Source organism: Pseudomonas sp. KUIN-1, from assembly GCF_009176725.1.
GTDB lineage: Bacteria > Pseudomonadota > Gammaproteobacteria > Pseudomonadales > Pseudomonadaceae > Aquipseudomonas > Aquipseudomonas fragariae.
The window spans coordinates 2567502-2592952 of sequence record NZ_AP020337.1 but is presented as its reverse complement, the minus strand read 5'-3'; the positions used below and the strand labels follow the sequence as shown (position 1 = coordinate 2592952).

Below are 25451 nucleotides of genomic sequence, written 5' to 3'. Positions count from 1 at the left end.
ATACAAACTCAACGCATTGGAACGACAGTCAGCGGCAAATCGCGCTACCAGTTATACGTGACCTTGCCGTAGTAATAAGCGCCGCTGTACCCGTAGGGTGAGAACGTGCTGTAGGCCAGGTTGCCGCCGCTGGAGGAGAAGTCGTTGAGCTTCTCCGGGTATTTGTCGGTGACGTTGTCGCCGCCCAGGGTGAAGACCCAGCTCTTGAGCTTGTAGTCGACCGCCAGGTCCAGCAGCCAGGCGGCGCTGAAGGTCTGGTCGTTGACCTTGTCGGCCTGATAGCTGGTGAACTCGCCGTAGCGGACCAGGTTGGAGTGCAACGCCCAGTTACCGAACGTCAGGTCATTGCCCAGTGTCAGTTTGTGTTGTGGCGTGGTGTCGCCCAGCAAACCGATGCGTTCCCTGCGGTCTACCCGTACCAGATTCACCCCCAACTGATCGAGAATCGCCGGGTTGGCCTTCACGTCGGTGACTTTGGTGTGGTTGTAGTTGTAACCCACCGTGCTGTTCCAGCGCACGCCGTTGTCGAACTGATAGCGGTAACTGGCGACCAGATCGACGCCATCGGTGCTGGTGTCCGTGGCGTTGGTGAAATAGCGGGCACTGGTGTAGTTGATATCGCCTACGCCATTGCTGCGCAGGTAATTGATGGCGGTGTCATTGAGCACCAGATTGGAAGACAGCGAGATACGGTCCTGAATGTCGATGCGATAGACGTCGGCAGTCAAGGTCAGGCTGTTCAGCGGCTGGAGTACCAGGCCAAGGCTGTAGTTACGGGACTTTTCCGGTTTGAGGTCTTCGGCGCCCAACAGTTTTGCAACGTTACTGCCGGCCGGAAACGTGCCCGCTTCCTGGAGGGTGTTGCCAATCAGCTGCGACGACGTGAAGGCAAAATTCTGCTGCGCCAGCGAAGGCGCGCGGAAGCCTGTCGATACGCTGCCTCGCAAGGCCACCTGCGGAGTGAAATCGTAGCGCGCCGAGAGTGAACCGCTGACATTGGAGCCGAAATCGCTGTAGTCCTCGTGGCGAACGGCCGCCGACACGCCCAGTTTCTCGGTCAGATTGGTTTCCAGGTCCAGATACTGGGCGAAGTTGTGTCGCGAGTAACTGCCGGCATCCGCCGCACGGAAACCGCCCAGCCCGGAACTGCCGGTCTGGAAATACGACTCCGCTTGCCCTGCCTCGATCTGATAGCCCTGACGCAGGTATTCCGCGCCAAACGCAACCGATACCGGGTAAGGCAACCACGCTGTATTGAATTCTCTGGACAGATCGAGGCTCAGTTGCTTCTGATCATTGGTCAGCGTGCCGTTGTAGAACGAGCGCGGCGTGTTCAGTCCCAATGAGGTGTTGATGGTTTTGGTGCGCAGCTCATAGGAGTTTTTGCCATAGTTGGCGGACACGTCGTAGTGCCAGTCATACGCCAGCTCTCCGCGCAGGCCCGCGACCAGCGAGATGTCTTCGAGCGTGCCATTGATCAGCGGCAGATAGCCGTTGGGATAAATCGCCGCAATGTTATTCGAGGCATTGCTCGGCCGATAAAATCCGGCGGTTTCGCCACGCCTCTTGCTGTAGCCCCCGAAGCTATAGAACTCCGCCGCATCATTGAAGCTGTATTCAGCGTTGTACTGCAGCTTGCCCTCGTGCGTCTGTGGCTCGCCCTGGCGAAACACCTGCTGACCGTAAGTGGTGGACCCGACACTGGACGCTCGAAAGTCGTCACCGGCACGGTTGGTGTAGTCATTGTTGGCACCTTCACCGGAAAGGTTGAACGTGCCATTGTCGCCTAAAGCAAAACCGGTATTGCCCGACACCTGGCGCTGGATCCCGTCGCCCTTCTTGTATTGGCCGTACTGGCTGGAAATCGACCCGCCGTGGTCGGCGCTTTTGAGAATGATGTTGATCACCCCGGCGATGGCATCGGACCCGTAACGTGCCGACGCACCGTCGCGCAGGACTTCGATATGGTCGATGGCCGACAGCGGGATGGCATTCAGGTCGGCAGGTGCCGAACCGCGTCCGACCGCCCCGCCCAGATTGACGAAGGCGGATGTATGGCGGCGCTTGCCATTGACCAGCACCAGCACCTGATCCGGCGACAGGCCGCGCAGTTGCGCCGGACGCGTCAGCTCCGCACCGTCCACCAGGCTCGGCCGGGGGAAATTGATCGAAGGGATCAAACGTGCCAGCACGGTGCCCAGTTCGCTGGAGCCGGAACTGCGCAGGCTGTCACCGGAAATCACATCGATAGGCGACAGCGAGGCGCTGGCGGTACGCTCCTGCGCACGGGTGCCGGTCACGATCACTGTACCCAGGGTGGACGCACCCTGAGTGTTTGCTTCATCTGTCGCTTCTGCGGCGAATGCACTTGCACTGATGCCCGCGACGCTCAGCAAATTGGCTGAAAAAATCGCCGTGGCCAATACACTGCGTTTGAAATTCCCCATACCACTACCCCTTGAAAATCCTTGATCCAGAAACTCTGTTCTGGTTACAACGAGCGATCCGTGCGGCGGACGGTGGCGATCATTACGGTGTCTGATTAATGTTCCGGTAGTCCGATGCGATATAGCTTAATGACATTGATTTAAATATTTAAATATCAATAACGAATAAGCATCTGCATTTGTGTCAGTACTGAAAAATGCCTGCGATGCAGACAAAAAAAGGCCGCACCTGCCTGAGGATGCGGCCCGAAACTGTTGAAACTGTAGGTGGTATGAATCTTTTACCTGGCAGTGATTACCGACAATTTGGTAATCCCGGCACGTTCGATGGAGGCCATGGCGCGCGCGACTTCCCCGTAGTTGACGCCATTGTCCGCCTGCAATTGCACGCGCACGTCAGGGGCCTTGTCCCTGGCCGCCTTCAGGTTGCTTTCCAGCAAGTCCGGCTGGATTTCGTCCTTGTTGATGAACAGCTTGCCCTGCCCGTCGATGCTCACCACCAATGGGTCTTTCTGCTCCACTGGCGCGACCGATTCGGTCTTGGGCAGGTTGATCGGGATCGAGTTTGTCAATAGCGGCGCGGTAACGATGAACACCACCAGCAGCACCAGCATCACGTCTACCAGCGGCGTGACGTTGATCTCGCTCAGCACTTCATCGGTGTCTTGCGTGGAAAAAGCCATCTCAGGAGGCCTCCTGCACTTTCTGCCCGGCGTGTGCGCCTGCAGCGCCGGACTTCAATACCGGATGCAGCAGCACACGGAAGGCACTCTTCTGCGCCAGGCTATAGAAGTCATGGGCAAAGTCATCCAGATCGGCAGCCGTCAGTTTCAGGCGTCGCAGAAAGTAGTTGTAGACCAGCACTGCAGGCACTGCGACGGCAATGCCGACACCGGTTGCCACCAGCGCCGCGCCGATCGGCCCGGCCACCGTTTCCAGGCTCGCGGAACCGGCCGCACTGATGCCCTTGAGGGCCGACATGATGCCCCAGACCGTACCGAACAGACCGATGAAAGGCGAAGTGCTGCCGATGCTGGCGAGGATGGCCAGACCGGTTTCCAGCGAGCGGCGCTCGCGGACGATCTGCTGACGCAGGGCGCGCTCAAGGCGGTCCTGATGGTTGATGGACTGACTGAGGTCATGGGCCTGCGCGCCATCCGCCACCTGAATGGCGGCGTAACCGGCCAGCGCGACCCGAGCGGCAGCGCCCGGTTGCTCGTGGGCCAGTTGCGCGGCTGAATCCAGGCTCGATGCCGCCCAGAACTGCTTGTGGAACTTGCGATCCTGAGACTTCAGGCGCGAAAACTGCACGCCCTTGAGCAGGGCCAGGCCCCAGGTCGCGACGGAAAAAATGACCAGCAGCCAGATGACCGCGTGTTCGATGGATTCAAAAGGCGAAGCAATCAGGTTCATGGCGCAGCTCTCTCTATGAACAAAGTCTGAACAAGGCATGGGTTGTGTCGCGATGCGCCTTTGGTTCAGGTAGCTCGCCAGGTCATTCGAATAGCCGGGTTTGATCTTGAAACGTTATTTGATCTTGAAGCCTCATTTGATCTTGAAATCAATGGGCACGCTGACCCAGCCATCCTGGGCGACATCGCCCTGCTTGGCCGGAACGAAACTCCAGCGTTTCACCGCCGCCAGCGCGGCGTCGTCGAGCTGGTCGCGGCCACTGCTCTTCTGTATCTGAATCTCGCCGGGTTTGCCGCTGGCCAATACATGTACGCGCAACAGCACAGTGCCTTCCCAGCCACGACGCATGGCCAGCGATGGGTATTCCGGGGCCGGGTTGCGCAGGTAACCCGCGCTGGCCGAGGCCGGGGTCACCGGCTTTGGTGCGGGCGCTGCCGGTGGCGCAGGCGCGGCGACAGGGGCTGCAGGTACAGGAGGTGCGGGTGGCTGCTCAACCGGTTTGGCCACTGGTTTTACAGCTGGCTTGAACACCGGTTTGGGCGGCTGTGGCTTGGGCTTGGGAATCGGTTTGGGCGGTGGTGGTTTGACTGCCAGTTCGTCCTCGACCGGAGGCGGCGGCTCGACCACCGGCTGCACGACAGGCTCGGGCGTTGGCGGCGGTGTTTCCACAACCGGTGGCGCAGGCTGGGAAAACTCGATGGTCATCGGCGGAATTTCAGGTGGCACCACCGGCAACGCTGGCGTCGGGTTCTGGCTCAGCCAGTAAATGATCGCGCCATGGAACACCAGCGCCAGCGCACCGAGCAAAATGGCTTCGCGCCGCCCCAGAATCGGCTTGGGGGTGCTTTGCAGCCGCGCTAACGCCAGCGGCGCACGGAAAGGACGCCCCAGATCGACCAGGTCGCCACTCGGCGTCTGGCGCCAGGGCACGTCATGTGCACTGGCTGCGGTCTGGACATTGCCCATTGATACACTCCTGCATTTTCATGATAAAAATCCAGGTTCTGTTGGTATCAGTCACCTTCCTTAGGCCGAAGTGGCGAGGCAATCATCGCCGAAAAAGGCTTGTTCCTGAAAAGAATATTTGGTTCGTCGGTTAGATCTTAAATACATATAAAGACCTGATTGACTGCTTTCTTGGACTCGGTCGGAATGCGGCATGAGTGTACGGAAAAGACTAGGGTGCCGACGTTCCGCGTCAGCTCTTGAATGTGCAGTGCGGCGCAGAGTTGTGACGCGGAGCGTCACGAAAGGCATTCCCACGCCGGAGCGTGAGGAACGATAGTCGTCAGGCAGATCATATCGTGCCGACGCTCCGCGTGGGCATGCCGTTCTGGACGCTCTGCGTCCTCCCCTGAATGTGCAGTGCGGCGCAGAGTGACGCGGAGCGTCACGAAAGGCATTCCACTGGAGCGTGAGGAACGATAGTCGTCAGGTAGATCACTCGACGCTCCGCGTCCGGCTACAGGCTCAATGGCCGCTGTGATCGCCGTGGCTGCTGTGCTCGTCGCTGGTCAGTGACCTGGCGACTGCGCTGACCTGGATCGATTGCTTCGCGCCCTTGGCGTCTTCCACGGTCAGGGTCAGAGGCACCTGGTCGCCTTCTTTGACCTGGGCGGCCAGGCCCATGAACATCACGTGGTAGCCGTCGGAATCGAGCATCACCGGTTTGCCGGCCGGCAGGTCGACCGAGTTGACGCGCTGCATGCTCATCACATCGCCTTTCATGCTCATCTCATGGATCTGCACGGTTTTCGCAACGGGTGAAGCAACGTCGACCAGCTTGCTGTCGGTGTCCGCAGTGATGCGCATGAACGCACCCGTGGCGGACTGGCCCGGCACGGTGGCACGCACCCAGGCGTCATCGACGTGTGTTTCGGCCAGGGCCTGAGCGCTCAGGCCCAACAGCGAAAGGGTCAGCAACAGCGGTTTTGCGACGTTACGAATCAGAACGGTCATCAGCATACTTCCATCAAAGTGAGCAGATCTTCGGTGCATTGTTGGGCGGACAGCCTGTGCGACAAGCCCAGGCGCAATACACCGCGGGTGTCGTAAACGTAACTGGTGGCAGTGTGCGAGATCGTGTAGGTGTCACCCAGCGGGACCTTCTCGAAGAATACGCCGAACTCCTTGGCCGTTGCCGCCGTTTCTTCAAGCGTGCCGGACAGTGCGACAAAGGTCGGATCGAAGGCCTTCACGTAGGCGTCGATCACTTCGGGCGTGTCGCGCTCCGGGTCCAGGGTAATGAACACCACCTGCAGCGTTTTTCCCTCCTCGCCCATCAGTTTCCTGATCTGCGCAGCCCGCGCCAGCGCCGTGGGGCAGATGGCCGGGCACTGGGTGAAACCGAAGAAGATCATCGGCATGAGGCCGCGAAAGCTGGACAAGGTCTTGACGTTGCCTTGCGAATCCTTGAGCCGGAAGTTGCGGCCGACAATCTCGTTGCTCATGTCCTTGCCGTGCTTGAACGGCAGTGCGTTGGAACTGCCGCAGCCGGTCAGCAGGCCAAGGCTCAGCAACGAGAGGCCTGCGACCACCTCGCGGCGTGTCAGATGTTGCGTCATGTCATGCGTCCCCTGAGGATAAGGCGCGTGGATTCAGACAAATTCAAAGGCGGCGAATTTACCACTCAAGGACAATGGGGAATACCGCCAATCCTGTATCAAGGCATGAGCAGACGCGCAAACGTCGCGCTCATGGGCTGCAATAGGTCATGCGACAAAACAGCACAGGCCTGCTTATCGTGCCGCCGCGCCCTGCAGGAAAAACTGGGTCACCAAAGCGCCCATGCCGACGCGTGCCACACGGCCGCGGCGTTCGGCGTCGACCATCCCGGAGAGCAGCGCTGCGAACATTTCGGTAAGGACAGCGGCACCGACGTCGATCCGGAACAGACCTTCACGCTGACCGCGCAGGAAAAACGCATCGAGGGCGTCGGAGTAAGGCAACCAGCGGCGCCCACCGCTGCTTTCATCGAGCGAATCCGGGCGCCACTGGAATACCAGAAAGACCAGCATTTCGCGGTGCATGAGGTGGTTGTCGACCAGCCGCTGAAGCGCTTCCAGCGGCGGAGCATGCTGCAGATCCGCGTCGGCGACCATCTGGTTCATCAGGTCCGAGGCGTGATTGAGCAGCAGTTCCACGAGGTTGGCGCGGGTGCCGCAGAAGCGGTTGAGCGTCGCCTTGCTGACGCCAGCTGCCTGAGCAATATCCTTGAGCGTACCGTTGGAATGGTCAACCAGCGCAACGGCCAGGGCCTTCAGAAATTTGTCGTCAGCAGGTAATTCCATTGGTACGTCTTCAACTCGTCTAAGTGGCAGGCGGCGCATTGTGCAGAAACCTTACCGCGTTCTCAAAGCCTATACACAATTAGTCACTAAAGCCTCATGTGAGTCAATATTGACTCATCGCCTTTCAGAGTGGATCATTCTCGGCTTTAGCATCTGATGGCTGCGGCCGGGTGAACGATGAGTAGTTTCAGCGATTGGCGTGTCATGCCTGCAGTAGCCCTGCTGGCAGCGTTGGGTCTGTCCGGGTGCGAGCAGAAACAGCAGCAGGATCACGCTGCATCAACAGCGCCCAAAGAGGTGGAAGCCATTACCGTCAACACCGAATCGTTCACAGTGGTTGACGAATTGCCCGGCCGTATCGAACCCGTGCGTGTGGCGCAGGTTCGTGCCCGGGTGGCCGGTATCGTGCTGAGCCGCAACTTCGAGGAAGGCGCCGACGTGAAAGCCGGCGCAGTGCTGTTCCAGATTGATCCGGCGCCGTTCAAGGCCGCGCTGTCCAAGGCGCAGGGAGATCTGGCACGGACCCAGGCCACGTTGTTCGAGACTCAGGCTACGGTCAAGCGCTATGAGTCGCTGGTGGAAATTGAAGCGGTGAGTCGTCAGACCTTCGACACGGCCCGCTCCGCGCTGCAAAACGCTGTCGCAGCGAAGCGTTCAGCCGAGGCCGATGTGGAAACAGCCAGGCTGAACCTGGGCTATGCCACCGTCAAGGCGCCGATTTCGGGCCGCATCGGCCGCGCGATGGTCACCGAGGGCGCGCTGGTCGGTCAGGGCGAAACCACCCTGCTGGCCACCATTCAACAACTCGACCCGGTCTACGCCGACTTCACCCAGCCGGCTGCCGAGGCCTTGCAGATGCGCGCTGCAATACAGGAAGGCCGCTTGCCCAAGGGTGGCGAAGACGCGTTGTCGCTGAGTGTCGACGGCACCGACTACACGAGCACCGGCACCCTGCTGTTTACCGATGTTGCAGTAGACCGGACCACCGGCCAGGTGTCGTTGCGGGCCCGCTTTGCCAATCCCAAGGGCGTGCTGCTGCCCGGTATGTACGTGCGGGTACGCACACCGCAACGCGTCGACAGCAACGCCATTCTTGTTCCGCAACGTGCCGTTCAGCGCTCCGGTGACGGTGCCGCCCGCGTGCTGGTGATTGCCCAGGACGGCACGGTCGAAGCGCGTCCGGTCAAAACCGGGGCGATGCAGGATTCGCGCTGGCAGATCACCGAAGGCCTGAAGGCAGGCGAACAGGTCATTGTCGGCAACATGACCGGGCTCAGCGCCGGTGACAAGGTCGCCCGCAAATCGCCCTCCGCCCAGCCGCAGGCCAAGGCGCAATAAAGCCGCCTTCAGCGCGACCGAGGATCATTGTCCATGTCTCTCTTCTTTATCAAGCGCCCCAACTTCGCCTGGGTACTCGCCCTGTTCATCCTGCTCGCCGGGCTGATGGCGCTGCCGTCCCTGCCCGTGGCGCAGTATCCGGACGTGGCGCCACCGCAGATCACCATCACCGCGACCTACCCCGGCGCATCCGCGAAAGTGCTGGTCGATTCGGTGACCAGCGTTATCGAGGACGAGCTCAACGGTGCCAAGGGGATGCTGTATTACGAGTCGACCAGCAACTCGACCGGCAGCGCGGAAATCAACGTGACGTTCGTGCCGGGCACCAACCCGGACCTGGCTCAGGTCGAGGTGCAGAACCGTATCAAGAAAGCCGAAGCGCGCCTGCCGCAGACGGTCCTCAGCCAGGGCCTGCAGGTCGAACAGGCCAGCTCCGGTTTTCTGTTGATCTACACCCTGAACTACAAGGACGGCGCGGCCAGCAAGGATACTGTCGCGCTGGCCGACTACGCGGCACGCAACGTCAATAACGAAATCAGCCGGGTGAACGGTGTCGGCAGGCTGCAATTCTTCGCCGCCGAAGCCGCGATGCGGGTCTGGATCGATCCGCAGAAGCTGGTGGGCTTCGGCTTGTCCATCGACGACGTGAATGCCGCCATCCGGGCGCAGAACGTGCAGGTTCCGGCAGGCAGCTTCGGTAGCAGCCCAGCCTCGTCACTGCAGGAATTGACGGCGACCCTGGCGGTCAAGGGCACGCTGGACAACCCGGAAGAGTTCGGGCGCATCGTTCTGCGTGCCAACGAAGACGGCTCTGCGGTGCACCTGTCCGATGTGGCGCGTGTGGCGGTCGGCAGCCAGGATTACAGCTTCGAATCACGCCTGAACGGGCAACGCGCCGTCGCCGGTGCCGTGCAACTGTCGCCGGGTGCCAACGCGATCCAGACGGCCAGAGCCGTCGAGCAGCGGCTCACCGAGCTATCGGTCAATTTCCCGGAAGGCGTCGGGTTTTCGATACCGTACGACACCTCGCGCTTCGTCGACGTGGCCATCGACAAGGTCATCTACACCCTCATCGAAGCCATGGTGCTGGTGTTTCTGGTGATGTTCCTGTTTCTGCAAAACATCCGTTACACGCTGATCCCGACCATCGTGGTCCCGGTGTGTCTGGCAGGGACACTGGCGATCATGTACCTGATGGGCTTCTCGGTGAACATGATGACCATGTTCGGCATGGTGCTGGCCATCGGTATTCTGGTCGACGACGCCATTGTGGTGGTGGAGAACGTCGAGCGGATCATGGCTGAAGAAGGCCTCTCTCCCGCCGCCGCCACGGTCAAGGCGATGCAGCAGGTTTCCGGAGCGATTTTCGGCATCACGCTGGTCCTGGCCGCCGTGTTTCTGCCACTGGCGTTCATGGGCGGCTCGGTCGGGGTCATCTACCAGCAGTTCTCGCTGTCGCTGGCCGTGTCGATTCTGTTTTCGGGTTTCCTGGCCCTGACGTTCACCCCGGCGCTGTGTGCCACGCTGCTCAAGCCGATCCCGGCCGGGCACCATGAAAAGCGTGGTTTCTTCGGTGGTTTCAATCGTCTGTTCGGCAAGTTCACCCACCGTTACGAGCGCGTCAGTTCCAGCATGATCAAGCGCGCCGGCCGCTACATGCTGCTGTACGTCGGTATCGTCGGTCTGCTGGGCTTTTTCTACCTGCGCCTGCCGGAGTCCTTTGTACCCGTTGAAGATCAGGGCTATCTGATCATCGACGTGCAACTGCCTCCCGGTGCCACCCGGTCGCGTACCGACCTCACCGCGCAATTGCTCGAGAACTACATGCTGTCCCGTGAAGCCACTGGCGCGGTGACCATGCTGCTGGGGTTCAGCTTCTCGGGCATGGGTGAAAACGCCGGTCTTGCGTTCCCGACCCTGAAAGACTGGTCGGAGCGCGGCAAGGGCCAGTCGGCGGCTGAAGAAGCGGCGGCGTTCAACCAGCATTTTGCCGGGCTTGGCGACGGTACCGTGATGGCGGTAACGCCACCGCCCATCGACGGCCTGGGCACCTCGGGCGGTTTCTCGCTGCGTCTGCAGGACCGCGCAGGCCTGGGCCGTGAAGCCTTGCTGGCGGCACGCGACAAGCTGCTCGGCGAGGCCAACGGCAATCCGAAGATCCTCTACGCGATGATGGAAGGTCTGGCCGAAGCGCCGCAATTGCGCCTGAGCATCGACCGCGAAAAAGCCCGGGCGCTTGGCGTGAGTTTCGAGTCGATCAACAACGCCCTGTCCACCGCCTTCGGCTCCTCGGTGATCAGTGACTTTGCCAATGCCGGACGTCAGCAGCGCGTGGTCGTGCAGGCCGAGCAAAGTGCGCGAATGACCCCGGAAAGCGTGCTCAAACTCTACGTGCCCAATAGCAGCGGCACGCTGGTGCCGCTGGGTGCCTTCGTTTCGACGCATTGGGAACAAGGCCCGGTGCAGATCGCCCGCTACAACGGCTACCCCGCGTTCAGGATTTCCGGCGACGCAGCGCCGGGGGTCAGTACCGGCGAGGCAATGGCGGAAATCGAACGGATCGTTTCCGGGCTGCCGCAAGGCATCGGTTACGAATGGACCGGCCTCTCCTATCAGGAAAGAGTCGCCAGCGGCCAGGCGGCCGGACTGTTCGGCCTGGCGCTGCTGGTGGTGTTTCTGCTGCTGGTCGCACTGTATGAGAGCTGGGCGATCCCGCTGGTGGTGATGCTGATCGTACCCGTCGGCGCGCTGGGTTCCGTGCTGGCCGTGACAGCCGTGGGCATGCCCAACGATGTGTATTTCAAAGTCGGCCTGATCACCATCATCGGGCTGGCGGCGAAAAACGCGATTCTCATCGTCGAGTTCGCCAAGGAGCTGTGGGATCAGGGCCATTCACTGCGCGACGCGGCACTTCAGGCTGCGCGACTGCGCTTTCGGCCGATTGTCATGACCTCGCTGGCCTTCATCCTTGGCGTGGTGCCGCTGACCCTGGCTACCGGCGCGGGGGCGGCAAGCCAGCGCGCCATCGGCACCGGCGTCATCGGCGGCATGCTCAGCGCGACGCTGCTGGGCGTGGTTCTGGTGCCGATATTCTTCGTCTGGGTCCTGTCCGTGCTGCGCCGCAAACCGCATGCGCAACAGGCTACCGAAGACCAGCAGCTGCCTGAGAAGCGCTAGGCCAGAGACGGCCGGCGGGCATCAATCCCGCTGGCCCGACCTTGGCTCCGTGTCGGCTTGCGCGTCCGTAGCGGACTTGACGCGGGTCCAGGCCGGTAACGTACTGGTCGCGATTTCCGACGCCACATTCACCCGGTTGCGCCCCTGCGACTTGGCGGCATACAACGCTCGGTCGGCAAGCTCGATCAGGCCGCGCTGATCCAGTTGGCGATCCGTGCCGACGAATGTCGCAACACCGAGGCTGATCGTCACGATGCCAAACGGGCTGGCGGGATGCTCGATCTGCTCGTCACGGATCGCCCGCAGGATCTTCTCGGCCACCTGGCGAGCGTTCGACTCATCAGTACCGGGCAACACCACCGCAATCTCTTCACCGCCATAACGGGCGGCGACGTCACTGGGACGACGAATGAACTGCTCGACCACTCTGGCCAGCGCAATCAGGCATTCGTCACCGGCCAGGTGACCGTAATGATCGTTATAGCGCTTGAAATGATCGGCATCGATCAGAATCAACGACAGCGGGCTGCGCTCGCGTCTGGCGCGCTTGAATTCGACTTCCAGAAACTGATCGAAACGTCTGCGATTGGCCAGCCCGGTCAGTTTGTCTTCGGAGGCGATCAACTCCAGGTGCTGGTTCAGCTGGATCAGGGCCGCCTGGGAATCGAGCAACTGGTCTTCTGCGCGTATGCGACTGTGAATATGCCCGATCAGACGAACGCCGAGTCCGACCACCAGTCCGAGCAGCACCAGCATGACCAGAATGGACTGTTTGGTCTGACCCAGCCAGTCGAGCATGGCTTCTTTCTGACCCAGCGCAACCACGGTGACGATCGGGTAGACATCACTGCGTTTGAACGCATAAAAACGCGCAACACCGTCAATCCTGGAAACGAACTGGGCGGTACCGGACACTTGGGCGCGTTCCGACTTGAAAATAGGCGTCGATGACAGATCGCGACCGATCTCCTGCTCCAGATGGGGATAGCGCACTCGCAATTGCCCGGCGGTCGACGTCAGACTGATGATGCCGGTTCGACCAACCTTGATATCCGAGTAGAACTTCAACAGATGGTCGACACCGATGGTCGCGACCATCAGCCCGGCAAAACTGGCGTCGGGATTATTGATGCGCCTGCTGACTGATATGACCCATTCGCCGGAAGCGCGACTGCGAATCGTCGGGCCGATATAAGGGGTTTTGTCAGGCATCTGCAGGTGGTGCTGAAAGAACTCGCGCTGCCCGCTGTTGATGCCAATGACCTTGGGATTGCTCGAGAAGATGCAGTACCCGTCGGCGTTGTACAGCGACACGGTATCGATCTGCGGCAGCGCGCCCATTTCACGCGCAATGACCCACCTGAGACGCTCGATCTGTTCAGGCCCGACGCCGTCCTTTTCGACACGCTCCGTCAGGCCGATCAGCATCAGCTCGCTTTGCTTGAAAATACCATCCGTGTAGGTGCTCAGCGCTCCAGCCAGATTGATCGTGCTGGTCTGGATGTTTTCCAGGGTGTTGCGGCGTGCGGTCCATGCTTGCCAGGCCATCAACATCACCACGCAGGCGCACACTACGAAGATCAGCCATGACGCAAGCCGAAGGTCGCGTTTCAAAACTTGCCTCCACAACAGGTGAGAACCAGTGCATCTGGTTTTTCTGAAAACCGGACCTGATTGCTCAGGGGCCATCGACAATCCTTTCGCTATCAACTGCCGTTGTCGGCAAGTGCTCGGCCATACCTGGAAGGCCTGGCATCGATAAAAGCATGCCAGAGAGTGGCATCATAATGCCACGTACAACTGTCTATGGGTTGATCGGGGTTGAACATACGGACACAGGCGCACACTGGATCACAGTGGCGCCTGATTTTATGGCGGGCGGTAAGCGCGACCGGCTTACCGGGGCAAGGCGGGGTTGTCGGTATTGGCCGGGGTCAAGCCGTCTCGGCGACAGGTTTGCGTTGTGCAGCAGCTTCCAGTTCGCGTACCAGAGGCAATACGTACCGGCCGAAATAGGCGACTTCTTCCTGGAAATGCAGGAACGCCGAAAGCACCAGGTCTACGCCAACGGACTTGAGTTCCACGATGCGCTCGGCAATCTGCCGGGGTGTGCCAATCAGGTTAGTCTTGAAGCCATCGTTGTACTGCACCAGATCCTGAAAGGTGGATTTGGCCCAGTTACCCTCGCCTTCCGGACTCGACTGGCCGGCCTGTTTCGCGGCATCGCCAAAGGCGTTGACGGCTTCCGGGTCAGCCTTGTCGACGATTTCGGCCAGCACGGCCCGCGCCTCCTCTTCGGTATCCCTGGCAATGATGAAGGCATTCACGCCGATCTTCACCGAATGCCCGTTCGCGGCTGCCTTGGCTCGAATGTCATCGACCTGCGCCTTGATACCTTCGACAGTATTGCCGTTAGTGAAATACCAGTCTGACACCCGCGCCGCCATGTCACGTGCAGCACGGGAGCTGCCGCCCTGAAAGATCTCCGGGTGAGGACGCTGGATCGGCTTGGGCTTGAGGGTGTAATCGTGGAAGCGATAGAAATCACCCTTGAAGGTGAAGTTGTCGGTGGTCCAGATCCCCTTGAGCGCGCGAATGAACTCCTCGGAGCGCCGATAACGTTCATCATGCTCCAGCCAGGGCTCGCCGATGGCCTGAAACTCGCCCTTGAACCAGCCGCTGACAATATTGACCGCCACGCGCCCGGCAGTGAGCTGATCAATGGTCGCCAGTTGCTTGGCGGCAACCGACGGGGTCCATGGCCCGGGCAATATCGCGGCAATGACCTTGAGCTTTTCGGTCGCCGCCAACAGTGCGTGGCTGAAGGCTACGGATTCGTGCTGGAATTCGGCGCCATAGCCGGCGGTAAAGCGGATTTGCGTCAGCGCGTAGTCGAAGCCGGACTGCTCGGCGATCTGCGCCAGCTTGCGGTTGTAGTCGATGGTCCAGCTGGTGCGCTGTTCGATCTTGCTGACGACCAGCCCGCCACTGACGTTCGGGACCCAGTACGCAAATTTTATGGACGATTGGCTCATATCGGTACTCCTCTGGCTGCAAGCTTCCCGAGCGCATTAAGCACAAGGGCCTGCACATCCACAGAGCAGCAACCGTGCCATTGAATAAAATACAGGCAGATCAAGGCGTTGCGACGGCTAAGGTGCGGCGTCAACTGTCCGTGCCATGCCAGGGTGTGGAATGGCTGTTGCCGGAGCAACAGCTTCACGGTTTTTTTGGCATGGCGCAGGGTGTGATTTGATGAAAACAAGCCGACGAGAGGCAGCTCGCCCTGCTATCCAGAATCGTGTTGCAGTAGTAAATTTTGGATCCAACGAACCCGCATTCATCCGCAGGAGCACTGATGAAATTGCATGCCTGTTTTCTGGCCCTGATGATCCCTGCCCTGTCGGCGCATGCCGAAGGCAAAACCCTATCCATCCCCCATGATCCGACCGGTCATCACGCACTGGTAGAAAAAAGCGGCAGCGCAAAGGAACGCGTGGTGATCACCCGGCGTGAAGGCATGCTTGGGGTGATCTACTCCAAGCGGGTGTATAACTGCGCCAACCATACGGTGAACCTGGTCGGCACCGGTTCCACGCTGGAAATCATGGAGCAGGCTAAGGCCGTGAGTGGCATGGGACCGGTGATTCGCGACTCCACGGCTGACTATATTGAATCCGAAGCCTGCAGTTGAAGCCGACTGATCGAGCCTGCCCCGGCTGAATCCGCAACATCCGAAAGCGCCTCCTTTGAGGCGCTTTTTTCGTTTCTGCCGTTGCATTTTGCAACGAGGAGCAGCGGCGCAAAAAACACTTGCACCGAAAGTATTACGGTATACCATCAGACAACAATAACTCATCACGCCGGTGCAGGCGCCAGGATTTAAGCGAGGTAAGTGTCATGAAGTTTTCGTTGTTCGTGCACATGGAACGCTGGGATGACAGTGTCAGTCATCGCCAGCTTTTCGAGGACCTGACCGAGCTGACGCTGATGGCCGAGCAAGGTGGCTTCAGCACCGTCTGGATCGGCGAACACCACGCGATGGAATACACCATCTCGCCAAGCCCGATGCCGCTGCTGGCCTATCTGGCGGCCAGGACCACGCGTATTCATCTGGGCGCCGGCACCATCATTGCGCCGTTCTGGCATCCATTGCGGGTCGCGGGAGAATGCGCGCTGCTGGATGTGATCAGCAACGGGCGAATGGAAGTCGGCCTGGCACGCGGCGCCTATCAGGTGGAGTTCGACCGCATGGCCGGTGGCATGCCAGCCTCCGAAGGTGGCAAGGCGTTGCGTGAGATGGTCCCGGTGGTACGTGCGCTGTGGCAGGGTGACTACGCTCACGATGGCGACATCTGGAAATTCCCGACCTCGACTTCCGTGCCCAAGCCGATCAGCACGCCACCGATGTGGATCGCTGCACGCGACCCTGACTCGCACAATTTCGCCGTGCAGAACGGCTGTAACGTGATGGTCACCCCATTGATGAAGGGTGATGAAGAAGTTGTCGACCTGAAGAACAAGTTCGAAGCCGCGCTGGCCAACAATCCCGAAGTGCGCCGCCCGCAATTGATGGTATTGCGCCACACGCATGTGCATGCCGCAGATGATCCTGAAGGCTGGAAAGTGGGCGCCACCGCCATCGCGAAGTTCTACCGTACCTTCGACGCCTGGTTCGGCAACAAACAGACGCCGGTCAACGGTTTTCTGGCCCCCAGCCCGGAAGAGAAATTCAAGGAACGTCCGGAGTTCGAGCTGGAGAATATCCGCAAGAACACTATGATCGGCACCCCGGAGGAGATCATTCCGCGCCTTCGTCACTATCAGGAGTTGGGTGTCGACGAGTTCAGCTTCTGGTGCGACAACAGCCTGCCGCACGCCGAGAAGAAAAAGTCGCTCGAGCTGTTCATCAAGCACGTGGTGCCGGTGTTTCGTTGAGTGTTGAGATTGCCTGAGAGGCCCAGGAAAATGCTGCTCAGACCATAATATTGATCCTCCACACGCTCTGCACTCATCGTTATGCGCAAGTCCTGGAGGCTCCAAGTAAAAGGCTTCCAGGCTTCTGCCCGAATCAAAAATCACATTGCGACTCTCGTTCCCACGCGTGGTAATGCCTTCCGTGACGCTCTGCGTCACAGAGCGGTTCTGTGATATCAGGTAGGTTGGGGTCCGGCTCAGATCACCTTTTCGCCCCTCGGCGACCTACTTTGATGGGGCCAAAGTAGGCAAAGCCCGCAGCTCCGTTTCCGGCCCGACTTCGTCGGGTTCCTTCGCCCTGTCACTGATCCGGGGGTCGCTGCAACGGGCCATCCATGGCCCGGTGCAGCTAGCCTGGCGTCCTGCCAGGCTACCCCCGGATCAGCGCCAGGACTCAGCCGTCACTAACGTCGCACTCTGCGTCGTCAGTACCATCGCGATTAAAAGGCGCTTTTATTATGGGCAAGACAGCCCTCTCAATGGTTGTAGGCCCGTTCGTTGTGCTCGGCCAGGTCCAGGCCCATTTCTTCGACTGACTCATGCGCGCGCAGGCCGATCAGTGCCTGCACGGCTTTGAGGATGATCCAGCTGACCGCGAAGCAGTAGGCGGTGGTGAACAGCACGCCTTTGATCTGGGCAATCACTTGGGCGCCCATGCTGACATCGGGCACCAGACCGCCCAGTGCGGGTACGCAGAACACGCCGGTCAGTATTGCACCGATCATGCCGCCGATGCCGTGCAGGCCGAAGACGTCGAGGCTGTCGTCATAGCCCAGGCGTTTTTTCAGCACGGTTACGCTCAGGTAGCAGAACACTCCACACAGCACGCCGATGGCCAGTGCCCCGCCGACTCCGACGTAGGCACACGCCGGGGTGATGCCGACCAGACCCGACAATGCGCCGCTGGCCAGACCCAGCGCGCTGGGTTTGCCGACCTTGAACCACTCGGTGAACATCCAGCCGAGTATCCCGGCGCACGCCCCCACTTGCGTGTTGAGCATGACGATGCCGGACGTGCCGTTCAGGCCACCACCGGAACCGATATTGAAACCGAACCAGCCGACCCAGAGCATCGCTGCGCCGGCCATGGTCAGGCTCAGGTTGTGCGCCGGCATCGGGGTGTTCTGATAACCCTTGCGCTTGCCCAGTACCAGACATGCCGCCAGTGCCGCGACACCGGCATTGATGTGCACCGCGGTGCCGCCAGCGAAGTCCAGCACGCCCCAGTTGTGCATCAAGGCGCCGGCGCCCCCCCAGACCATGTGCGCGACCGGCGCATACACCAGGGTGAACCACAGCGCCATGAACAGCAGCGCCGCAGAGAACTTCATGCGTTCGGCGAAGGCCCCGGCAATCAGCGCCGGGGTGATGATGGCGAAGGTCATCTGGAAGGTTACGAATACCCCTTCAGGGATATCGCCGACCAGGCTGTCGGGGGTCATGCCGGCCAGAAACGCACGACTCAGACCGCCCACGAAACTATTGAAACTCACTTGTCCTTCGACCATGTTGCTGGTGTCGACCACCATACTGTAGCCATAGATGACCCACAGCACGCCCACGACTCCGGCAATGCCGAAACACTGGGTGAACAGCGAGAGCATGTTCTTGGCCCGTACCAGACCGCCGTAAAACAGTGCCAGCCCCGGAAGGCACATGAACAGCACCAGCACGGCTGCGGTGACCATCCAGGCCGTGCTGCCGGTGTTCAGAACGGGGGCGTCAGCTGCCTGCGCAATCGGGGCAAAGGCGCCGAGCGCGAGTAAGGCTTTAAAGGATTTGCCGTGTAGACGATTGACCATGTTCAAAGCTCCCGCAAATGAATGGAAAGTGTCTGGCAGCAAAGGGGGTTATTCAGAAAGGCGAGGCTCTTTGGCCTCTTGAGGGTTCATCGTCCTGGAGGCTACAAATAAAAGGCTTCCAGGCTTCTGCCCTTCGGCCAGAATCAAAAATCACATTGCGACGCTCGTTCCCACGCTCCGCGTGGTAATGCCTTTTGTGACGCTCTGCGTCACACAGCGGTTCTGTGATGTCAGGTGGATTGGTGTTTGGCTCAGGTCACCTTTTCGCCCCTCGGCGACTCACGTTGAGGGACCAAAGTGAGCAAAATCCCCGCTCCGGTTTCCGGCCCGACTTCATCGGGTTCCTTCGCCCCGTCACTGACGTCGCACTCCGCGTCGTCAGTGCCATCGTGATCGAAAAGCCCGGTATGGCGTCAGTAACCAGAACCAGACCCGGGAATCCACGATGTCCCGGCCAGGGGCACGCGGGCCATGGCTGCTGACTCGACGGTCAGTGCCACCAGGTCTTCCGGGTCGAGGTTGTGCAGGTGTGATTTACCGCATGCGCGGGCCATGGTCTGGGCTTCGAGGACGAGTACGCGCAGGTAGTTGGCCAGGCGCCGGCCGCCTTCGACCGGGTCGAGACGTTTGGACAGTTCCGGGTCCTGGGTGGTGATGCCCGCCGGGTCGCGGCCGTTTTGCCAGTCGTCGTAGTAACCCGCTGCCGAGCCGAGCTTTTTCAGTTCTTCGTCCAGACGCGGATGGTTGTCGCCGAGTGCAATCAACGCTGCCGTACCAATCGCTACCGCATCGGCACCCAGCGCCATGGCCTTGGCCACGTCGGCGCCGTTGCGGATGCCGCCGGAGACGATCAACTGCACCTTGCGGTGCATGCCCATTTCCTGCAACGCCTGCACGGCCTGGGGGATGGCAGGCAGAATCGGGATGCCGACGTGTTCGATGAACACTTCCTGAGTCGCCGCCGTACCGCCCTGCATGCCGTCGAGCACGATCACGTCGGCGCCGGCTTTCACGGCCAGTTTCACGTCGTAGTAGGGACGGCTGGCACCGATCTTCACGTAGATCGGCTTTTCCCAGTCGGTGATCTCGCGAATCTCGGCAATCTTGATCGCCAGATCGTCAGGGCCGGTCCAGTCCGGGTGACGGCATGCCGAACGCTGATCGACGCCGACCGGCAAGGTACGCATGCCAGCCACCCGTTCGGTGACTTTCATGCCCAGCAACATGCCACCGCCGCCCGGTTTGGCGCCCTGCCCCAGCACGATCTCGATGGCATCGGCCTTGCGCAGGTCGTCCGGGTTCATGCCATAACGCGATGGCAGGTATTGATAGACCAGATGCTGCGACTGGCCACGCTCTTCCGGGGTCATGCCGCCGTCGCCGGTGGTGGTGCTGGTCCCCGCGATGGTCGCGCCACGGCCCAGTGCTTCCTTGGCGTTGGCCGACAACGCGCCGAAGCTCATGCCGGCAATGGTCACGGGGATTTTCAGGTACAACGGCTTTTTGGCAAAACGATTGCCGAGCACCACGTCAGTGCCGCATTTCTCGCGATAGCCTTCCAGCGGGTAGCGCGACACGCTGGCGCCGAGCAGCAACAGGTCGTCGAAGTGCGGCAGCTTGCGCTTGGTGCCGCCACCGCGAATGTCGTAGATGCCGGTTTCCGCAGCGCGCTGGATTTCCTGAATGGTCAGGCGATCGAAGGTGGCCGACTCGCGCAGGACTGGAGCAGGTTTGTGGCTGATAGGGTCGCTCATGGTAATGCTCCTGGATCAGTACGCGGAGGCGTTATCGACTTTGAAGTTGTACAGCTGACGGGCCGAGCCGTAGCGTTTGAAATCCGCTGCCTTCTCGTTGAAGCCCGCGCGATTGAGCAACTCCTGCAGCTCCTGCAGATGCTCTTCACGCATCTCCTTGGCGATGCAGTCGGAGCCCAGTGACTCGACCTTGCCTTTGACGTAGATCCGCGTTTCATACAGCGAGTCGCCCAGCGCATCGCCGGCGTCGCCGCAGACCACCAGCCGACCGGCCTGGCCCATAAAGCAGCTCATGTGGCCGATGCTGCCGCCGACCACGATGTCGATGCCTTTCATGGAAATCCCGCAGCGCGCCCCGGCATCGCCTTCAATCACCAGCAAGCCACCGTGTGCCGTTGCGCCGGCTGCCTGCGAGGCGCTGCCCTTGACCCGCACAGCGCCGGACATCATGTTTTCCGCGCAGCCGACACCGACGTTGCCGTGCACGGTGATCGACGCTTTCTGGTTCATCCCCGCGCAGTAGTAACCCGCGTGGCCCTGGATATCGATGGAGATGGCTTCGTTGACGCCGACCGCCAGGTTGTGCGCGCCATCGGGATGCGTGACCAGCCATTCGCGGTCCTGCAGTTCCTTGACCTGATCGTGCAGGGCCTGATTGAGATCACGCACGGTGGCGCTGGAAAGATCGACGGTTTTCATGGGCGTGCTCCCTCGGCTGGCTCGCGTTCCCAGATGTACATGGTGGCCGGGACCGGTTCCCAGACCCTGGCGTTTTCGATCCCCGGCAGGCTGGACAGCGCCTGGTATTCCGAGGCCATGGCGACGTAGTCATCGGTTTCGGCAAGGATCGCCGGTTTGCAGGCGATCGGGTCGCGAATCACCGCAAAGCCATTGCGTGTGCCGATGGCGAAGGTAAAGAAGCCATCGAGGTCTTCAAGCGACTTGTCGAGCGCCTGTTGCAGGCTGTCGCCCTGTTGCAGACGCCAGGCCAGATAACCGGCGGCCACTTCAGTGTCGTTGTCGGTCTCGAAGTGAATGCCTTCGCGGCGCAGGTTCTGGCGCAGACGAAAGTGATTGGACAGCGAGCCGTTGTGCACCAGGCACAGGTCGGAGCCCGTCGAGAATGGGTGACTGCCTTCCATGGTCACGGCGCTTTCGGTGGCCATGCGTGTGTGGCCGATGATGTGACTGCCCTTCATGGACGCCAGACCGAAGCGTTCGGAAATCTCCCGCGGCAGGCCCATGCCCTTGAGGATCTCGATGCTCTGCCCGGCACTCATGATGCGCACGCTCGGTGCCAGTTCCGCCAGCGCAGCGCGCACCGGGGCTTCATCTGCGTGAATCTTCAACACCACGGCGCTGGCGTTCTGAAACCAGTCCAGCGGTGCGCTCAACCTGCCTTGCAGCGCCGCAATCAGCGCCGTGAAATCATACTGTTCGCTGGTGGCCTGCAAGGTCAGCTTGACCCAGCCCTGCGCCACTTCATCGCCATAGATGGCGAACCCGGCACTGTCCGGTCCGCGGTCGGTCATGGCTTCGAGCATCGGCTCGAACAACTTGCCGAGTTGCGACTCCAGCGCCGGGTTTTTCAGATACAAACCAACGATTCCGCACATACGCCTCACCTTGTTCGGGAGCGGCAAGCTTTTAGCTGCAAGCTAAAAACCAACCGCGTAGACAGAGAAATCAAACACGCCGCAATCCAGCCTCTTCTTGCAGCTTGCCGCTTGAAACTTGCAGCTGCTCTCTGAAACTTGCCGCTAGAAAAATTCGATATAGCGCTTCACTTCCCAATCGCTCACGTGGCGGCTGTATTCCACCCACTCCATGCGCTTGAGGCGGATGAATTCATCGACAATCTCGCTGCCCAGCACTTCGCCAAACAACGGGTCGGCTTGCAGCGCGTCGCAGGCTTCGTTGAGCGACTGCGGCAGGGTCTTGATGCCCCGTGCGGCAATCTCTTCGAGGCTCAATTTGTAAAGGTTCTCGTTGCAGACGTGATCGATTTCCAGTTGCCGGTCGATACCGTCCAGCCCTGCGGCAATGATTGCGGCGCTGACCAGATACGGATTGCAACCGGCGTCGGGCAGACGAAACTCCAGGCGGCCATAGGGCACGCGCACCATCGCCGAGCGGTTGTTGGCACCAAAGGCAATAAACGCCGGGGCCCAGGTGGCCCCCGACAGTGAATTGCCGACCACCAGGCGTTTGTAGGAGTTGACCGTGGGTGCCGCAAAGGCGCACAGCGCAGGCCCGTGAGCCAGGAGGCCCGCAGCGAAGTGATAGGCCAGCGTCGACAACCCCATGCCGCTCGGATCGCTGGCATCGTGGAACAGGTTCTTGTTACTGGCACTGGCGATCGACAAGTGGAAGTGCATGCCATTGCCGGCCCGTTTGGGGTCGGGCTTGGGCATGAACGAGCAGATCATGCCCATGTCATTGGCGATCTCACCGGCAGCCATGCGGAAGAAGGTGAAACGGTCAGCCGATTCCATGGCCTCGCTGTAGGTGTAATTGATCTCGAACTGGCCGTTGGCGTCTTCATGATCGATCTGATAGATGTCGAAACCCACCGGCTGCAATGCCTCGGTCAGGCGCTCGAGAAACTCGCGAGAGCGCGACAGCCCCTTGTAGTCGTAGCAAGGCTTGTCGAGGTTATCGCTGGCATCGACCATCTGCAGGCTGCCGGTGACATCGCGCTTGAACAGGCTGAACTCGGGCTCCAGGCCGGTATTGAGGCTCCAGCCACGCTGACTGAGGCGTTCGACCTGCTGCTGCAGCACATAGCGGCTGTCATAGGGCCAGGGTTTGCCATCCACATGGCCGATGCACACCACCCGTCCATAGCCCGGCTGCCATGGCACCGGGGTCAGCGACGACAGATCACCCCTGGCCATGAAGTCCGGCCCATGAGGCTCCATGCCCATCCCGCAGATCGCGAAACCGGCAAAGCCGGCACCGTCCTCTGCAACCATTTCCAGACCTGTCACAGGAACCGATTTGGTCTTGGCCGAACCATGAATGTCGACGAACTGAGCCAGTACGTACTTGATGCCGTGCTGTTCGATCAGACGCTGTGTTTCGGGTGGCAACATGGGACGTGTCTCCTGGCAAAAGCAAAAAGTTTCAGGGAAGGGCCGCTGTTCACTGCCTTTCGGGATATATTCCGAACAGGAAAGTTACTTTCCCTTTAGGAATGCAAGGCGCTTGCCAGTTTGGTATGCCAGTTAAACGAAGTGACTCGGGAGGGGTAATTCGGCTGTTTATATGGGAAACTCGTTTTCCCTGTGGGAATAATCTGCAACCCGGCCACACCATGGCCTGGCGGAACGCACATTCCCAGTGCGAAATAAAAATTATTGAACGGAAACCGTGCAAAGCCGATGAACATGCCGACCGACCCTCATCCGAAATTGAAGCTCGAGCAGTACCTGGGCATTCAGATCAAGCGTCAGCGCCAGGCTCAGGAACTGAAGCTCGCCGATGTGGCGCGCATCGCTGGTATCAGCCAGGGCATGCTGAGCAAGATCGAGAACGCGCAGGTCTCGACCAGCCTCGACAACCTCAGCCGCCTGTGCGACGTGCTGGGCATGCCCATGTCCAAACTGTTCAGCCAGTACGACCAGCAAGGCAGCAGCGCCCTGCTGGTCAAGGCCGATGAAGGACTCGAAGTGGTGAGGCGCGGCACCGAGAAAGGCCACACCTATCACCTGCTCAACCATACCCGTGGGCCGAAGAAGAGTTTCGAGGCGTACATGGTGACGATGGACGATGCCAGCGAAGAGTTTCCGACCTTTTCACACCCCGGCACGGAGTTTCTGCACCTGCTGGAAGGCGAACTGATCTACCGCCACGGCAACCAGCTGTATCCGATGCAGGCCGGTGACAGCCTGACCTTCGACGGCGACATCCCCCATGGCCCCGAGCAACTGGTGCAGGTGCCGATCAAACTGCTGTCGATCATGAATTACGGGGCGCACGGAGACTGACGCCAGGCGAGAAGCGGTACGCCAGCAGGCGCACCGCTGTTGCGGGGACTAGAAGTACTTCAGCCAGCTGATATCCGACGCCGGGCCTTGAGCGCGGCGAACCAGCGCACCGCCGGGAACAGCAGAACAGCCAGTACCACCGAGGTCAGCCAGACGCCCCACATGTGGTCAAAGCCGAAGTATTTGCCCTGATTCGCGCCCCAGATGGCCAGAGCGATCAGGTACAGAATCTTCAGCACGTACAGGTGCAGCAGGTAGAAAAACATCGGTGCTGAACCGAGTACTACCAACGGCCGCAACCAGCTTTTCTCCTGACTGCGCTCGAACCCGATCAGGATCAGCATGCCGATCCCCAGCGTCAGGCTGATGAACAGCAACGATGGCGGGTATTTGGTGATGTTGAAAAAGCTCATGACGGTTTGCAGGCCGGTCTCGCCAACACTCCACTGCTTTTCGCCGTAGCCGTTGATCATGCGCAGAATCACGAAACCCGCCAGCGCACCCAGGCCCCAGGTCCAGAGTTTCGCCTGACGCGTTGCGGCATCGAAACCGGAGACAAACCATGGCCCGGCAGCGTAGCCCAGCGCAATGATGCCGATCCACGGCAAAAGCGGGTATGAGGTACGGAAACGCAGGTTGTCCGACACCTCGATCCAGCCGCGATCATGCAGAATCGCCCATGGGATGTGCATGGCCGACTCGACGCCGAAATGCAGCGTGTCCAGCAGGTTGTGTCCGGCAATGATCACCACACCGATGACCACCAGCGCCCAGCGCGGCAGGAACACCATTAGCGACAGCGCCACCATGCTCAGGCCGATGGCCCAGATCACTTGCAGGTAGATGACGGTTGGCGGGAACTCGAAGGTCCAGGCGAAGCTCACCAAGGTGAATTCCAGCGCGATCAGAAACAGCCCGCGCTTGAGCAGGAACGCCGACACGTCGCTTCTGCCCTGGTATTTCTCGCCGTAGAGGTACGCGGAAAGCCCGGTAAGCAGCACGAACAATGGCGCACACAAATGCGCCAGCGTGCGGCTGAAGAACAGCTCAGGCTCGGTGGCCGTGATGTCCATAGGGTCCAGCACCTGACGGTGCAGAAAGAAGGTTTCCCGCACATGGTCCAGCAACATGAAAAGAATAATCAGCCCGCGCAGAGCATCGATTGAGCGAAGCCGGGATGCCGGCGCTCGAGGGGGGTGAACAGCTGTTGTCATGAAAAGTCCAAGGTCCGTGATGGGGGGGCTAATGGCTTGTAGCTGCAAGC

Annotated in this window: 19 protein-coding genes and 1 pseudogene; 5 read left to right on the top strand and 15 right to left on the bottom strand. The window is 60.3% G+C overall.

Annotation, left to right across the window (positions count from 1 at the left end; all coding sequences use genetic code 11):
* Window positions 1-44: 44 nt before the first annotated feature.
* The 7 genes from KUIN1_RS12010 to KUIN1_RS11975 form a co-directional block, all read right to left on the bottom strand.
* A complete protein-coding gene (locus KUIN1_RS12010) occupies window positions 45-2447 on the bottom strand; it encodes a TonB-dependent receptor plug domain-containing protein (RefSeq protein ID WP_116892412.1) in 2403 nt (800 codons plus the stop codon).
* Window positions 2448-2728: 281 nt separating this feature from the next.
* A complete protein-coding gene (locus KUIN1_RS12005) occupies window positions 2729-3130 on the bottom strand; it encodes an ExbD/TolR family protein (RefSeq protein ID WP_003407991.1) in 402 nt (133 codons plus the stop codon).
* A gap of 1 nt (window position 3131) precedes the next feature.
* A complete protein-coding gene (locus KUIN1_RS12000; RefSeq protein WP_003407988.1) occupies window positions 3132-3860 on the bottom strand; it encodes a MotA/TolQ/ExbB proton channel family protein in 729 nt (242 codons plus the stop codon).
* Between the two features lie 132 nt (window positions 3861-3992).
* Entirely contained in the window at window positions 3993-4826 is an 834-nt protein-coding gene (locus KUIN1_RS11995) for an energy transducer TonB (RefSeq protein WP_011267565.1), read from the bottom strand.
* A 504-nt stretch (window positions 4827-5330) separates the two neighbouring features.
* The gene (locus KUIN1_RS11985) at window positions 5331-5825 is read right to left on the bottom strand and encodes a copper chaperone PCu(A)C (protein WP_011267564.1); all 495 of its coding nucleotides are present in this window, start codon (window positions 5823-5825) and stop codon (window positions 5331-5333) included.
* The gene (locus KUIN1_RS11980; protein ID WP_003424002.1) at window positions 5819-6424 is read right to left on the bottom strand and encodes an SCO family protein; all 606 of its coding nucleotides are present in this window, start codon (window positions 6422-6424) and stop codon (window positions 5819-5821) included. Before KUIN1_RS11980 ends, KUIN1_RS11985 begins: the two co-directional genes overlap by 7 nt.
* 174 nt (window positions 6425-6598) lie before the next feature.
* Window positions 6599-7150, bottom strand: a complete 552-nt coding sequence (locus tag KUIN1_RS11975; RefSeq protein WP_003317850.1) for a TetR/AcrR family transcriptional regulator — start codon at window positions 7148-7150, stop codon at window positions 6599-6601.
* 177 nt (window positions 7151-7327) lie between these two features.
* Here KUIN1_RS11975 and KUIN1_RS11970 point away from each other — a divergent pair, with 177 nt between their 5' ends.
* Both KUIN1_RS11970 and KUIN1_RS11965 read left to right on the top strand, forming a co-directional pair.
* Window positions 7328-8488, top strand: a complete 1161-nt coding sequence (locus KUIN1_RS11970; protein WP_011267562.1) for an efflux RND transporter periplasmic adaptor subunit — start codon at window positions 7328-7330, stop codon at window positions 8486-8488.
* Window positions 8489-8521: 33 nt separating this feature from the next.
* Window positions 8522-11665, top strand: a complete 3144-nt coding sequence (locus KUIN1_RS11965) for an efflux RND transporter permease subunit (protein WP_152091994.1) — start codon at window positions 8522-8524, stop codon at window positions 11663-11665.
* A 21-nt stretch (window positions 11666-11686) separates the two neighbouring features.
* Here KUIN1_RS11965 and KUIN1_RS11960 read toward each other — a convergent pair whose 3' ends face one another.
* Entirely contained in the window at window positions 11687-13279 is a 1593-nt protein-coding gene (locus tag KUIN1_RS11960; protein WP_172980049.1) for a sensor domain-containing diguanylate cyclase, read from the bottom strand.
* A gap of 320 nt (window positions 13280-13599) precedes the next feature.
* A complete protein-coding gene (sfnG, locus tag KUIN1_RS11955) occupies window positions 13600-14700 on the bottom strand; it encodes a dimethylsulfone monooxygenase SfnG (RefSeq protein ID WP_011267559.1) in 1101 nt (366 codons plus the stop codon).
* 323 nt (window positions 14701-15023) lie between these two features.
* On the opposite strand from sfnG, the gene KUIN1_RS11950 reads away from it, so the two are divergent.
* Both KUIN1_RS11950 and KUIN1_RS11945 read left to right on the top strand, forming a co-directional pair.
* Window positions 15024-15359 carry a hypothetical protein gene (locus KUIN1_RS11950; RefSeq protein WP_003407971.1) on the top strand — a complete coding sequence of 112 codons (336 nt, stop codon included), beginning with the start codon at window positions 15024-15026 and terminating at the stop codon, window positions 15357-15359.
* A gap of 206 nt (window positions 15360-15565) precedes the next feature.
* On the top strand, window positions 15566-16603 hold the full coding sequence (locus KUIN1_RS11945) for an LLM class flavin-dependent oxidoreductase (protein WP_011267558.1): 1038 nt from the start codon (window positions 15566-15568) through the stop codon (window positions 16601-16603).
* A gap of 515 nt (window positions 16604-17118) precedes the next feature.
* Here KUIN1_RS11945 and KUIN1_RS11935 read toward each other — a convergent pair.
* The 5 genes from KUIN1_RS11935 to glnT all read right to left on the bottom strand — a co-directional run bounded on the left by KUIN1_RS11935 (window position 17119) and on the right by glnT (window position 23293).
* Entirely contained in the window at window positions 17119-18444 is a 1326-nt protein-coding gene (locus KUIN1_RS11935) for an ammonium transporter (protein ID WP_116886819.1), read from the bottom strand.
* Between the two features lie 413 nt (window positions 18445-18857).
* A complete protein-coding gene (locus KUIN1_RS11930) occupies window positions 18858-20198 on the bottom strand; it encodes an FMN-binding glutamate synthase family protein (protein WP_104653200.1) in 1341 nt (446 codons plus the stop codon).
* A 15-nt stretch (window positions 20199-20213) separates the two neighbouring features.
* Window positions 20214-20897 (bottom strand): protein glxC, encoded by a 684-nt coding sequence (locus KUIN1_RS11925; protein WP_003367221.1) that lies wholly within the window; start codon window positions 20895-20897, stop codon window positions 20214-20216.
* The gene (locus KUIN1_RS11920; protein WP_116800111.1) at window positions 20894-21814 is read right to left on the bottom strand and encodes a class II glutamine amidotransferase; all 921 of its coding nucleotides are present in this window, start codon (window positions 21812-21814) and stop codon (window positions 20894-20896) included. Before KUIN1_RS11920 ends, KUIN1_RS11925 begins: the two co-directional genes overlap by 4 nt.
* A 144-nt stretch (window positions 21815-21958) precedes the next feature.
* On the bottom strand, window positions 21959-23293 hold the full coding sequence (gene glnT / locus KUIN1_RS11915) for a type III glutamate--ammonia ligase (RefSeq protein WP_011267555.1): 1335 nt from the start codon (window positions 23291-23293) through the stop codon (window positions 21959-21961).
* 288 nt (window positions 23294-23581) lie between these two features.
* Here glnT and KUIN1_RS11910 point away from each other — a divergent pair, with 288 nt between their 5' ends.
* Window positions 23582-24187, top strand: coding sequence for a helix-turn-helix domain-containing protein (locus KUIN1_RS11910; protein ID WP_003423969.1), 606 nt, complete (start codon window positions 23582-23584; stop codon window positions 24185-24187).
* A 48-nt stretch (window positions 24188-24235) separates the two neighbouring features.
* Here the strand turns inward: KUIN1_RS11910 and KUIN1_RS11905 are convergent.
* Window positions 24236-25401 (bottom strand): annotated as a pseudogene (locus KUIN1_RS11905) (DUF1624 domain-containing protein).
* Between the last annotated feature and the right edge of the window lie 50 nt (window positions 25402-25451).